The 323-nt window shown below is 43.7% G+C and carries 1 protein-coding gene; it reads right to left on the minus strand.

The window, feature by feature from the left end:
• Positions 1 to 25: 25 nt before the first annotated feature.
• The coding region (locus A3761_RS04965; protein ID WP_156491610.1) for a UPF0149 family protein at positions 26 to 323 on the minus strand (298 nt) is incomplete at its 5' end.

Genomic DNA, 323 nt, shown 5'->3' on the forward strand with positions numbered 1-323 from the left:
CGCTGTGTCGAGGCGACCTTGGCACTTAATCCGAATGATAGAAAAGAAAGATATCCACCAATTGCTCCGGCATAATTTCTTCGAATTGGGATAAAAGCTTTTCGTTTCGACGTATTTCTTGAAACTCATCACTATCAAATAGGCCTGAAAGGGCCATGATAGGAAGTAGCAATTCGGCGGTAACATCTTCACCTTTGCAGAACCATGCCTTTTCTTTGTAGAAGAAACCTTCCATAAAGCCTGTGCACCAGCTTTCAAGACAGGCATCGTAGTGAGTTTCGCTGTCGTCATCAGTTTCATCGCTGTAGGGTAAGAGTATATCG

Source organism: Oleiphilus sp. HI0123, assembly GCF_001635315.1.